Raw genomic sequence first — 13,095 nt, forward strand, 5'->3', positions numbered from 1 at the left:
GCTGCTAAACGCAGTACTATACCCTAGCGTTTAGCAGCGCTACCTGTACACCGATACGCCGATTAACTTCTTTTCTAAACGATTCATCATGCAGTAACCTCTTTTTAAAATCATTTATCATTTCGGGAAAGCTGGCATTTGTGTTTGGGTCCAAATCGTTAAAAAAGACAGCTAGCTCTGTCGAATGCCCTTCCTTATCTGTCGCATACATGGCCAGTGTCAAAACATAAGCCGTGGAGCCACCTTTTTGCCCAGTATGTTTCAGGGATTGCCGGTTTTCAGGAAGAACCATAAATGGTTCCTCCAAGACCTCGGACAATAACTTTTGCTCAGCTTTTGTGAACCCTTGACGACGATTCAGCTTACTCATTAAAGAGGCATAATCGGCTGTCGTTGAAGCTATAAAGCGATCCGTATTGATACGATCATAATCCTGATCATACCAAGTCGTAATATCTGCGTTTCTCTTGTAAAAACCACTCACGTCACGGCGCAGCTTGTTATGAATCACGCGGGAATATCGGCGAAATTCCGTATCAGACATCGCCTGAATGGCTTCTTTGGCAGAAATGTTATTCTTTGTATTATTCCAATTCTCACCTTGTCTCTCCCTCATCCATTCGTAGGGAATCAAAATGGAGGATACAAACGGATAAATGGGATCATGATTTTGCAGCCCCATTTTGGCTCTCGTCCGATTGATCGCATCCACCCCCAGTTTGTCCATTAAATACTCCGCATTGGCGTTGGAACTGAATTGAATCATCCCCTTGGCGACGTCTCGTACAGATACAGTTTCATTCTGTATCCGCCCTTTAGCCTCCATATTCTGTAGCCACGCCGTATGAGCACCACCATCCAAACCCGGCAAATAAAACCTTTCCAGCGAAATCAGCTTCACTCTCCCGTCCGGGTTAATCTTACCCACCACCGCTTGCTTGGCATATTCGATCGCAATGATTGTTTTGACGGTGCTCGCCAAAGGCATCATCCGATTTTCTTCTTGGCCTGCCAGCTTTTTTCCATCTCTCAGAATCGTAATCGAAACTTTTTCTGCATTCGCCTCCACAAAATGAAGTAAACGCGTGGCAGCATCCTGTTCCTTCGTTTCTTCCTTAACGTCAGCTGCAATCGCAGTTGTGGGCCGGACGGTATTCGGGGGATTAGCCACTTGATTCTGCATGAAAGATAGTAAGCCTGCCGCTACACCCATAACGATGAGCACTGTAGCCAAACTAGTTGCTACCACGATAAGACGCTTTCGTTTCACTATTACCTCCCCACCGTATGCACTTCACACACAGGTTTATTTTCCCATTTTTATATTTCAATTTCTATTTTAAACGAAAATACAGTACAAAAAGTTTCATTACGTGTCATATTTTCAAATAACATAAAAAAGAGAGCCTCCTGTATATAACACAGGCTGACTCTCTTTCACTATCCTTCGACACTTATGCTGGATAGGGTACTTCGGTTCCATTCAATATGAGGTGCATCCGAATTTCCGCTTTTAAGGAGTCGGATACCGCACAATATTTTTCCTTCCCCATCTGAATCGCTTTCCATACGCGGTAATCTGGAATATCTCCATCTACGTGGAATGTCAGATCAATCGCTGTAAATCCTGTCGGCATTTCTTCCTTGCGCGTACCTTCTGCGTCAATATCAATGCGAGTAATGTCCGACAAGAAACGATCCAAAATCATTGTGATATCGATACCCATACATCCTGCCAAACCTGCCAACAGCAGTTCCATGGGTGTCATCCCTTTACCATCACCGCCATAAGCCGCCGTAGCATCCATCCCTACAGAATAACCGGATGGTCCCTCCGAAGTAAACGCGCGTTTGCCGTGCCAAGTTGTAGATACTTTCATGTTCAAAGGCCTTCTTTCCATCTTAATAATCTATGATTCATCCTCGATCTTACTTTAAAATTCACTGATTTGGCGTAAAAATTTCTGTGTTCTCTCATGCTGGGGAGTGTCAAAAAACGCCTGTGGCGCTGCCTCCTCCAAAATGATACCATCTGCCATAAATACGACCTTGTCCGCCACCTCGCGAGCAAATTTCATCTCATGAGTAACGACGACCATTGTCATTCCGTCTTGAGCCAACTCTCGCATAACTCCCAGTACTTCCCCTACCAGCTCGGGATCAAGCGCCGATGTCGGCTCGTCGAACAGCATAATCGCCGGGTCCATCGCCAGCGCACGTGCAATGGCTACTCGTTGCTGTTGTCCACCGGACAGACGTGAAGGATGTACATCCTGCTTGTCCGATAACCCCACCCGCTCCAACAACCGTTGTCCGATGGACATAGCCTTGTCGCGCGGCATTTTTTTTACTGTCAGCAGTCCTTCAATGACATTGCCGATTGCGGTTTTGTGCGGATACAGATTGAATTGCTGAAACACCATCCCTGTCTGTTTGCGAATCTCACGAATGGCTGCTTGGCGGACACGAACGGGAGCCGTAGCATCCACCTCAATCCCATTCACCTCAAACTTGCCGGAAGACAGCTCTTCTAGACCGTTCAGGCAGCGCAGCAAGGTACTTTTACCTGAACCGCTCGGGCCGAGTAATACGACGATTTCACGAGCGGCAACCTGAAAATCAATGCTTTTCAGAACCTCTACCTGTCCGAATCGTTTACCTAATCCGTTAGTTGTTATCATCATCTATCATCTCCACCTTAATAAGCTCGAGCCAGACGCTTTTCCACCCGCTCCAATATAGCGGAGAATCCAATGCTCATAATCCAGTACATCAAGCCAATTTCGAGTAGAAACGGCATGTAGCGCAAATACTGCGCCTGTAAAAGCTGTGCCTGCCGCATCAATTCACTGACCCCGATAACCGACACCAGCGACGTTTCTTTAAGCATACCTACAAATGTATTCCCCATCGGTGCAATTGCGATGCGTACCGCCTGAGGAAGAATAATACGCCACATCGTTTGACCCGGCGACATTCCCGTTGCATAAGCTGCCTCGGTCTGTCCCTGGGGTACGGCTAAAATAGCTCCACGGAACGTCTCCGATAAGTACGCCCCTGTATTAATGCTAAGTGCCAGACAAGCAGCTGTCAGCGATCCGAATGATATTCCATAATCATCCAGTCCATAATAAATGACCGCAATCTGCACCAAAACCGGCGTCCCCCGAATGATCGATACATACATGCGCGCCAGCCATCGAACGGGTCGATTCCCCTTCAACCGGGCCACAGCAACAACCAAACCAATGATTAGGCCAAAAAACATAGAGACAATCGTAATATATAGCGTATAATAAGCACCCTTTAATAAAAAAGGGACGTTCTCCCACATTAATTCAAGCATCGGTTATATTCCCTTCTTTCAGACGAGTGGCCCCATGTCAGCATAAAAGCCAAGACTGGAGCCAGACGCCTCTAACAGGCTTACGTTATTCTTTTGGCTCCTCGCCAAACCATTTTTTGAAAATTGTTTTGTAAGTGCCGTCTTCCTTCATTTCCTTCAGAGCCTTGTTCAAGGCTTCTTTGAGCTCAGGAGTTTTCTGGTTAATGGCTACACCCGCTTGATCCGATTTAATCGGCTCGCCTACGGCTTTAATTTGGAACCCATTTTTATCGATAATCGGCTTGAGAGCATACAGATTGTTGATTGTTGCGTCAATACGACCAGAGTTTAGATCCTTTAAAGAAGTAATGACATCATCATACGTTTTAATCTCAAAATCGCCTACCTTCGGCAGTACTTCATTCCGCAGATAAGATTCATCATTCGTTCCCAAGCCGACACCAATGGTTTTGCCTTTAAAGTCCTCCAGCTTGGTAATATCATTTGTTTTGCTGTTTACGATAATGTTTACATTGTTTGTGATATAAGGCTCAGTGAAGTCAATGGCCTTCTTACGATCCTCTGTGATCGTCACTTGGCTAATCACTGCATCGAATTTTTTCTTTTGCAAACTTGGAACCAGTCCCGAGAATTCTTGTGCCGTGAACTCCGGTTTCACTCCAATTCGCTTCGCTAATTCTTTGGCGATATCCACATCAAATCCGTCCAATTCTTTGTTGTCGTTCAAGAAATTGTACGGCGGATAGGTGCCCATCATGCCTACCTTAATTACACCAGCCTTCTTGATTGCTTCGAGCTGGTTACTCGCTGCCACATTACTGCTACCGCTAGTATTAGAAGCTTCTGGCTTAGTACCGCAAGCGCTCAGCACAAGGCTGAACAATGCCAGAGCCATGAGTGTAGTTACAAAGAACCCTTTTTTACGTGTTTTCATGTATCCTTCTCTCCTGTCTGGATGTAAATGATTGAGTTCATATATGTGATTTGGCTATATTATTTGTTGGCAACTACCCATTCATGCGATGTTGACCCTCTAGCTTTGACCTAATAGACCATAAAACTCAAAATTAGCCGCCTCTGCTGCCAATCTTTTAGCAGTTATCTGCGTGATGTGGTCATGTGTTCCCTCTGAACCGAATAGCCAGCGTGTAATGACACCTTCGATCATACTCATGAGTAGTGCCGCCCTTAATTCGACATCCAATTCAGCAGGCAACATGTTCAGCTCGATCGCTCTTTCCATATTGCGCCGGAATGCCAGCTCCATCGCGGCCCTTGTCTCTCGGATACTCTGGCGCACCGGTTCATCGACACCACTGCCGATCAGCAGCAAACCCATCAGATAGCGGTTCTCCAATGCAAAATCAAATAACCGAACAAACAGCGCCTCCGATGCCTTAACCATATCAGCCAGCGTTCCCGCATCACGGCGATATCCCTGCCCAATCGCTGATAGTAGTTGTTCACGACCGGTAGCGATAATCTCCAGCGCCAGTGCCTCTTTGCTTTTAAAATGCCAATAAAACGTGCCTTGGGCTACTCCCGCCTCTACCACGATATCTGAAATCTTCGTTTGATGGTAACCCTGCTCGGCGAACCGCTTCAATGCAATGTGAAGAAGCTGTGTTCTGCGGTCTGTTTCTTCTCCCGCGTGCTCAGCAGGTTGGTCATTTAAGACGGTCTCGGACTGCTTCGCCTTCCGTGGCTGCATAGGTTTCCTCCTCCCGATTGATCAGTCAGTCAGTTTTGTATTTTTAATCCTATAGGATAAGTATACTTTTGTCAAAGAAAAAAGTGTCAGAAGAAAATAAAGTTTTGCTGCTCCAAGCGGCTTTTGAATTTTAAAAACCGACAGATTCCATAAAATAAGTATTAGACTGGCGCCAACAAAAAAGACAGCGGCAGTCTTAGACTACCGCTGTTTTATTAAACTAACTGTTTCCCGTTAGCGCAATGACTTACGGGTCGAGGACTGATGTTCCAGAATTTAGGAATTCAAAGCACTTGGCCTCATTCTAAGGGCTTTCGCGATAGCACTCCCGTTTAAAGATGCGACCCGCCGGTCGCATCTAGCATCTGTCCCGTTACCCATCGACCGTCTGGCGACGCCGTGAAGGCAACGATGTCCGCGATATCCGATGGTTCACCGACACGTCCAAGTGCGGACATCTCTCCGGCAAACTTACGGCCTTCGGCCGTATGCAGCCACGGCGCGTTGACGTCTGTATCGACGATGCCTGGCATGACGGAGTTAACGGTGATCCCACGTGAACCCAGAAGCTTAGCCAGGTGCAAGGTGAATGTATTGAGGGCACCTTTAGTTAAGTTGTAGGCCATGATATTCGGATAGGCGATGCGTGTCACTCCAGATGAGATATTGATGATTCGACCACCGTCCCGCAGGCGTCCGAGAGATTGCTGTACGAGGAAGAACGGTGCCTTGATATTGACTGCGAACAGCCGATCGAACTCCCCTTCGTTCGTCTCTTCAAATGGCGAAGATGTGCCGATGCCGGCGTTATTGACCAAGATATCGAATTGGTTGCTGCCTGTCCTGCGAATGAGCTCCTCATCCAGAATCTTAAGAAGCCGATCGACTCCGTCCAAAGTATTGAGATCTGCAGCGACGGCGAAGGCTGTGCCACCTGTTGCTTCGATAACGGAGACAGTCTCATCCGCCGCATTCCGTCGTGTTCCGTAATGTACAACGACAAGCGCACCTTCTGCTGCGAGGCGCAGTGCGATCCCTCTTCCGATCCCCCGGCTGGCTCCTGTTACAATAGCGATTTGGCCTTCTAGACGTTTCATATTCATGTAGATCCACTCCTTAACAATTGGTTGATGCCATGATAAACCCTCCCCTGAAGGGGAGGGTCAAGAGTGTACCCCTATCTTTTTTTAGGCCCGATCGATCGGTACAATCGCCTCCGCCATTCGGAGCTGGCCGTAGATTTCTTTGTCTGACGTCAAATAAACCTCACGTACTGGGATTTTCTCGAACAGCCTGTATCCCGCTTCAGCGATCCATGTCCACACCACGTCACTTGCTTTGCAATTGTCCTTATATGGGTCGAACCTGTGGATATACGAGACCGCTTCCTTTATGCCGGGCAATTGATGACTCTTCACCCTGCGGCTGTTAGGAATTTCCTTTGAGATAGGAATAGCGACCTCGATGTCCGAAAGCTCTTCGACACACTCAGCCCTCCTGTGCCATAAAATTGTCATGTTGAGGTCCGACTCTTCGCCCTGTGAGCGGACATACTGTTTAAGTTCATCGAGTAGCAGACACAGTTGGCTTTGAGGCAAAATCTCACGGATTGAAGCAACGAGAACCGGCTCCACGCTTCGCAGCGAGATTGTCCCTTCCTCTACAGCCGCCGCATGCCGTTCAATCTGCACGATACGCTCATCGATCTCTGCAAGTTGCCGCTGAGCCTCCTGTATCTGTTGTTCCAGATCCTCCCGCTTCTTAAGCAACGTACGCTCTGCTAGCGCAAGAGAGACCGGTCCGCTCAATAACGGCCGCATCATTTCGAGTGTCAAGCCTTGTTCTTTGAACCCCGCGATACGACGGATAGTAAGCAGTTGCTCCGCCGTATAAAAACGATATCCCGATTCTTTGTCTACTCGCGCAGGCTTTAACAAGCCGAGTTCATCATAGTGTCGCAGTGTCTTCATCGTCACACCGCTCATTTTGGCAAACGTCCCAATCTTGAACATCCAGATTCCCCCTTATCGGTATTCCATCAGGGTACGGTACCCTATATAGTCGATTCCCCATAAATTTACCCCAATTTTGTAACCTCTTAAAGAGATTCTTCATCGGCTCCGGACACCTCATACTTTTTGTTTATCGTCTAACTCGTGATGTGTTCATTAAACTAACCTGCCCGTTAGCTTAAACAAGTACCGGCAGTCTAATGTAGTGTAGTGCTTATGAAAAGTAAATAAGCCCATAACCGTATTTGGAAGCAAATGAATTTTCCAATTTATAAGGGTATGGGCTCTCTTTGATCCTAAATAAGGCAGTGTAGGTTCTTATCACTTATAAAACATCATCGTCTGCTAATATACATTAGCATGTTACTCTTATATGGTAAAAGCAATTTGTTGAGCTATCGTACCCGTCGTTCAATGCCAATCCCATTCCGAGCAATGGTGATTATTAGGCTCTGTTAGAGCCTCGCGAACGTGATGTAATCGATTTGGGCAGGCTCTGCCGATTCAATCCGAAGCGCCCGGTTGATCTGTCCCCGGTGATATTGCCCATGTAAGAGGACCTGCGACAGGATGTCCCGGACGGACGTTTGGAACGGAACCCCGCTCTGGTTCGCATAGTCGATCATCTCGTCCAACTCGGATTCCTCGAGCCTTTCAATATAGACGCGATATTGCTCGGCGTTTTCTTCGAATATCGTCCGGATCGCCGTCAGGTCTTCTGCTTCCTCCCACAACGAATATTGCGCGCTGCCCTTGCCCTGCAATCGGGACAGCCAGACTCGTTCCGCGACCGCGACGTGCCGAACCAGCTTCAGAAGGTCCTTGTTCTTCGTCTCACTCTCCTCGAGCGCGTCCAGGATGCGTCCGTCCGCCCAGTACAGGTGGTCCATCATGCACTTGATCGTCTTCATTTCGGTTTCCCCTCTTCGTCTCATCGATTACTTGAACCTACTGTTAACCGTTAGTTTAATCATTTGAATGAACTAAAACAACCTTTGCACCAGCCTCATTTTTACGTTCAGCCTTGAAAGATCTTTGATACTTTAATTTCATCACTCTTCTCAGGGGCTGCCTTTATTTTAAAAATCATTTGGCTAGGTCTATTTTGTTATTGTCTTTTTCGGGTTTTTAGCTGATTTAATTTTCATGGGAGTTCAATAAAAAAGGAAGCTCCCGCGCCAAATATTAATTAAAGAACATACGCGGGTAGCATGTAGTGCTTCTAAAGGAGCCTTATCTTAATCCAAGCACTAAGAAAACGCTTTATTTTCTCAGTCTACAACTTTATTTTCTTTGAACAAAAAGAGAACCCCCAGAGAGGTTCTCTTTATCCTTTATATCGCTGCTACAGCAATGCTTTTGCCGCAATGTCCGTACGGTTTTGTTTACCTTCAAAGGTAATACGAGCCGCCTGTTCGTAAGCTTTATCCCGTGCCCCGGCAATATCACGTCCCAAGCCGACCACACCTAATACACGTCCGCCGTTCGTTACCCACTCGCCCTGTTCGTTGATGCCCGTTCCAGCATGGAACACGATAGCTTCGTCTACCTGTTCCAATCCGTGGATAGGTACACCTTTGGAGTAAGCTCCAGGATAACCTCCAGATGCAAGCACCACACATACCGCCGCTTCATCCTTCCACTCGATCTCCACCTGATCCAGCGTGCCATTTACAGCAGCAAGAAAAATATCGAGCAGATCGGATTTTAAACGAGGCAGAACCACTTGAGTTTCCGGATCACCGAAACGTGCATTAAACTCAATGGTCTTTGGCTTGCCGTCCGGCGAAATCATCAATCCGGCAAATAATACACCTCGGAACGGGCGCCCTTCAGCAACCATGGCCTTGGCCGTGGGCTTAATAATCGTCTCAATAGCTTCCTCAACAATGGAGTTGGCTATGTGAGGCAACGGAGAATACGTACCCATGCCACCTGTATTCGGCCCTTTGTCACCATCAAAAATGGGCTTGTGGTCTTGGGCCGCGGCCATCGGACGAACCGTTTCACCGTCGACAAAGGAGAGAATTGACATTTCCTGACCAGCCAGAAACTCCTCGATCACGACCTGCGCCCCGGCTTCACCAAACACCTTGGTCACCATAATGTCAGAGAGAGCCTTTTCCGCTTCCTCCATCGAGTAAGCGACCGTTACCCCTTTGCCTGCCGCGAGTCCGTCTGCCTTAATGACAACCGGAATCGGTTGTTCCTTCAAGTATGCATGTGCTTCCTCATAAGTATAAAACTTGCGATAGGTTGCTGTCGGAATATGATATTTATGAAGCAAATCCTTCATGAAGATTTTGCTACCTTCAATTTCCGCTGCATTTTTACGCGGTCCGAATACTGGAATGTCTTTCGCTTCAAAAGCATCCACAATGCCATCTGCCAGCGGATCATCGGGACCAACCACGACAAGTCCTACCTTTTTGGATTCCGCCAGCTCTGTCAGCGCGTCAAAGTCACTCACCGGAATCGGCACGCACTCCGCTAACTGTCCGATACCAGCATTGCCTGGTGCGCAATAGATTTGCCCGGCCTTGGGGCTTTTCTTCAGCGCCCACACAATTGCATGTTCGCGGCCGCCCCCTCCGACAACCAAAATATCCATTCAGGTGATTCCTCCGCTCCCATTAAGATTGTTCAGGTGAAAATGCTGCTGCATCCTCAACTCATGCAAGTTAGTGCTTGAAATGACGTACGCCCGTAAAGACCATGGCAATGCCGTATTCGTTAGCAACCTTGATGGACTCTTCGTCTTTAATGGAGCCACCCGGTTGAATGACTGCTGTGATGCCTGCTTTAGCTGCCAGCTCCAGCGTATCGCCCATCGGGAAGTATGCATCGGATGCCAGGACCGCACCCTTTGCTTTTTCTCCAGCCTGTTCAATGGCAATCTTGGCCGCTCCGACACGGTTCATTTGTCCTGCGCCTACGCCAATGGTCATATTATCTGCCGCCAGTACGATGGCGTTGGATTTCACATGCTTAACCACTTTCCAGCTAAACAAAAGCTGTTTCAGTTCTTCCGCGGACGGCGCACGCTCGGTTACAACTGTAAGTGCATCCGGGTCTAAAGCATGAATGTCATTTTGCTGAACGACCATGCCACCTTCAATAGAAGTCACAACGAAACGGCTCTCCGGCTGTTCAGACGGGGACATCTCACCCATATCAAGCAAACGGATATTTTTCTTTTTGGTTAAAATTCCCATCGCTTCTTTCGTAAAGCCCGGTGCCAGTACAATTTCCAAAAAGATTTCGCTCAGTTTTTTGGCTGTATCACCGTCAATAATTCGGTTAGCCGCTACAATGCCACCAAAAATGGAGGTTGGATCAGCCGCATACGCCTTGCTGTACGCTTCATAAATACTACCGCCGATTCCCACGCCGCAAGGGTTCATATGCTTCACCGCCACCACTGCTGGTTCGCTGAATTCCTTGACGATTTGCAGTGCCGCGTTAGCATCGTTGATGTTATTGTAGGATAGCTCCTTACCGTGAAGCTGCTTGGCTGTTGTCAGTGTACCTTTCGCTGCCAACGGCTGACGATAAAAAGCCGCTTGCTGGTGTGGATTTTCTCCATAACGCAAATCCTGAATTTTTTCATAGGTTACAGTGTAACGCTCAGGCAACGGCTCGCCTGTCACATTCGACAAATAATCGGATATCAAAGCGTCGTATGACGCCGTATGACGGAAAACTTTTGCGGCCAAACGCTTACGGGTATTCAGTTCCGTATCGCCATCCTTACGGATTTCCTCCAACACTGTGCTATAGTCATCAGCATCGACTACCACACTGACAAAAGCATGATTTTTTGCAGCAGAACGCAGCATCGTTGGACCGCCGATGTCGATATTTTCAATCGCGTCCTCATAAGTTACACCGGGTTTGGCGATCGTTTCCGCAAAAGGATACAGATTCACAACGACCAGATCAATATAACCCAATCCAAGTTCTTTCATCTGACGCTGATGCTCTTCATTATCTCGAACAGCCAGCAAGCCGCTGTGTACCGCAGGGTGGAGTGTTTTAACACGTCCATCCATAATTTCAGGAAAACCCGTTACCTCTGAAATGCCGATGACGGGAATGCCCTCCTTCGACAACAAGCTGCTCGTTCCCCCTGTCGAAACGATCTCCACACCCAATTTGGACAACTCGCGGCAAAATTCCACGATCCCCCGCTTATCCGATACGCTAACAAGCGCTCTTTTAATACTCACCCTGTCTCCTCCTTTAGCTCTTTCAGAATTTTGCAAAATTCTCTTTTATCATTTTATTTCCCGAGAAATATCGGAAAATGCCTGTACAGCATCCTTGATATGCCAATGATATGACAAATTACAATCATTCTTAGAGAAGTGAAATCACTTTGCGACCATTTAATTGGATTTTACCCTGGGCCAATTTTCCAACTACCTCTGGATATAGCTGACGTTCCACGGATTGAATGGCTGCGGATAAGGATTCCGCTGTATCATGGTCGTCAACTTGCACGACACGCTGGGCAATAATGGCCCCCGTATCCATGCCCCCGTCCACAAAATGAACGGTGACGCCACTTACCTTGACCCCATATGTCAATGCCTGTCCAACAGCATCTTTCCCTGGAAATGCCGGAAGTAGTGACGGATGAATATTAATGATTTTTCCTACGTAGGCATCGACCATGACGCTGGATAGCAAACGCATGTAGCCAGCTAACACGATGAGATCAATCGATTTCTGCTCCAGTAAAGTCACCAGTTCACGCTCATAGTCTTCTCGAGAAGGATATTCCTTGGGTCGAAAAGTATGGCACGCAATTCCAGCTTTCTGTGCTCTAGCTACGGCAGGAGCCGCAGGCTTGTCACAGATGAGCAGTTCTACCGAGGCGCCGCCCAGTTCTCCTCGTGCAGCCGCATCCACCAATGACTGAAAATTCGTCCCTTCGCCTGATGCAAAAACAGCAATTCGGTACTCGTTCATTACACCTCGGCTCCCGTAAAGGTCACGATAGAACTGCCTTCCGTTACTTTTCCGATCACATATGCGGCTTCGCCCTGTTCCTTCAGAACTTCCAGTGCAGTCTGTGCATGCTCTTCGCCTACAACGATTACCATTCCAATTCCCATATTAAAGGTTGTGAACATGTCTTTGTTGGAGATTGCGCCTTTTTCCTGCATGAGCTGGAAGATTGGCAAAATCGGCCAAGTGCCGTATTCTATATCCACATTGACGTGATCCGGTAACACTCTAGGGATATTTTCAATAAAACCGCCACCTGTGATATGCGCCATGCCTTTTACTTTTACCTTGTCCAGCAATGCCAAAACGGGTTTCACGTAAATTTTCGTCGGCTCCAGCAGTACATCGCCCAGTTTGCCGTTCAAGCCTTCGATTTCATCATGCAAATCATAGCCCTGCTGTTCCAATAACAGCTTGCGCACCAGGGAGAAGCCGTTACTGTGAACTCCACTGGAGGCCAGTCCGATCACTGTATCTCCGGGAGCAATGGAGCTACCGTTGATAATTTTGCTTTTATCTACAATCCCTACCGTGAATCCGGCAATATCATATTCACCCTCGCTATACATCCCTGGCATTTCTGCGGTTTCACCGCCGACCAGCGCACAGCCCGATTGATGGCATCCCTCTGCTATTCCAGCGACTATAGCTTCAATTTTCTCGGGCACAACCTTGTCACAAGCGAGGTAATCCAGAAAAAAGAGTGGCTCCGCGCCCCCGACGACAATGTCGTTTACACACATCGCAACCGCGTCAATACCAATGGTGTCATGACGATCCATTGCGAAAGCAAGCTTCAGCTTCGTGCCGACACCATCGGTACCGGAAACGAGTACAGGTTCCTCGTACTTATCCTTATTCAGGCCGAACAATGCACCGAATCCGCCCAAGTCCGTCAGCACTTCGGGACGGAAGGTACGTTTAACGTGCTTTTTCATCCGTTCTACTGCTTCATTACCGGCAGCGATATCTACCCCTGCGTTTTTGTATGCTTCGGACATTCATGAACACTC

13 protein-coding genes are annotated in these 13,095 nt (G+C 47.7%); all 13 read right to left on the reverse strand.

Annotated elements, in window-relative coordinates; translation table 11 throughout:
* Nucleotides 1-16: 16 nt before the first annotated feature.
* Nucleotides 17-1,270: a serine hydrolase gene (locus C1T21_RS23115; RefSeq protein WP_103049919.1), complete on the reverse strand. Its 1,254-nt coding sequence runs from the start codon at nt 1,268-1,270 to the stop codon at nt 17-19.
* Between the two features lie 184 nt (nt 1,271-1,454).
* Nucleotides 1,455-1,880: an OsmC family protein gene (locus tag C1T21_RS23120; RefSeq protein ID WP_023987060.1), complete on the reverse strand. Its 426-nt coding sequence runs from the start codon at nt 1,878-1,880 to the stop codon at nt 1,455-1,457.
* 54 nt (nt 1,881-1,934) lie between these two features.
* A complete protein-coding gene (locus C1T21_RS23125) occupies nt 1,935-2,684 on the reverse strand; it encodes an amino acid ABC transporter ATP-binding protein (protein WP_013308809.1) in 750 nt (249 codons plus the stop codon).
* Between the two features lie 14 nt (nt 2,685-2,698).
* Nucleotides 2,699-3,346 carry an amino acid ABC transporter permease gene (locus C1T21_RS23130; protein ID WP_029517154.1) on the reverse strand — a complete coding sequence of 216 codons (648 nt, stop codon included), beginning with the start codon at nt 3,344-3,346 and terminating at the stop codon, nt 2,699-2,701.
* Between the two features lie 85 nt (nt 3,347-3,431).
* Entirely contained in the window at nt 3,432-4,280 is an 849-nt protein-coding gene (locus tag C1T21_RS23135; RefSeq protein WP_103049920.1) for a substrate-binding periplasmic protein, read from the reverse strand.
* A gap of 99 nt (nt 4,281-4,379) precedes the next feature.
* Nucleotides 4,380-5,057: a TetR/AcrR family transcriptional regulator gene (locus C1T21_RS23140; RefSeq protein ID WP_103049921.1), complete on the reverse strand. Its 678-nt coding sequence runs from the start codon at nt 5,055-5,057 to the stop codon at nt 4,380-4,382.
* A gap of 332 nt (nt 5,058-5,389) precedes the next feature.
* Nucleotides 5,390-6,154: an SDR family oxidoreductase gene (locus C1T21_RS23145; protein ID WP_103049944.1), complete on the reverse strand. Its 765-nt coding sequence runs from the start codon at nt 6,152-6,154 to the stop codon at nt 5,390-5,392.
* A gap of 90 nt (nt 6,155-6,244) precedes the next feature.
* The gene (locus tag C1T21_RS23150) at nt 6,245-7,069 is read right to left on the reverse strand and encodes a MerR family transcriptional regulator (RefSeq protein WP_103049922.1); all 825 of its coding nucleotides are present in this window, start codon (nt 7,067-7,069) and stop codon (nt 6,245-6,247) included.
* A 455-nt stretch (nt 7,070-7,524) separates the two neighbouring features.
* The gene (locus C1T21_RS23155) at nt 7,525-7,980 is read right to left on the reverse strand and encodes a DinB family protein (protein WP_103049923.1); all 456 of its coding nucleotides are present in this window, start codon (nt 7,978-7,980) and stop codon (nt 7,525-7,527) included.
* A gap of 434 nt (nt 7,981-8,414) precedes the next feature.
* Nucleotides 8,415-9,680, reverse strand: a complete 1,266-nt coding sequence (gene purD / locus C1T21_RS23160) for a phosphoribosylamine--glycine ligase (RefSeq protein WP_103049924.1) — start codon at nt 9,678-9,680, stop codon at nt 8,415-8,417.
* Between the two features lie 70 nt (nt 9,681-9,750).
* Nucleotides 9,751-11,298, reverse strand: a complete 1,548-nt coding sequence (gene purH, locus C1T21_RS23165) for a bifunctional phosphoribosylaminoimidazolecarboxamide formyltransferase/IMP cyclohydrolase (RefSeq protein ID WP_103049925.1) — start codon at nt 11,296-11,298, stop codon at nt 9,751-9,753.
* A gap of 130 nt (nt 11,299-11,428) precedes the next feature.
* A complete protein-coding gene (gene purN / locus C1T21_RS23170) occupies nt 11,429-12,043 on the reverse strand; it encodes a phosphoribosylglycinamide formyltransferase (RefSeq protein ID WP_103049926.1) in 615 nt (204 codons plus the stop codon).
* Entirely contained in the window at nt 12,043-13,083 is a 1,041-nt protein-coding gene (gene purM, locus C1T21_RS23175; RefSeq protein ID WP_103049927.1) for a phosphoribosylformylglycinamidine cyclo-ligase, read from the reverse strand. The genes purN and purM overlap by 1 nt, the downstream gene beginning before the upstream one ends.
* Between the last annotated feature and the right edge of the window lie 12 nt (nt 13,084-13,095).

This window comes from Paenibacillus sp. F4 (genome assembly GCF_002894905.1).
Classification (GTDB): domain Bacteria; phylum Bacillota; class Bacilli; order Paenibacillales; family Paenibacillaceae; genus Paenibacillus; species Paenibacillus polymyxa_B.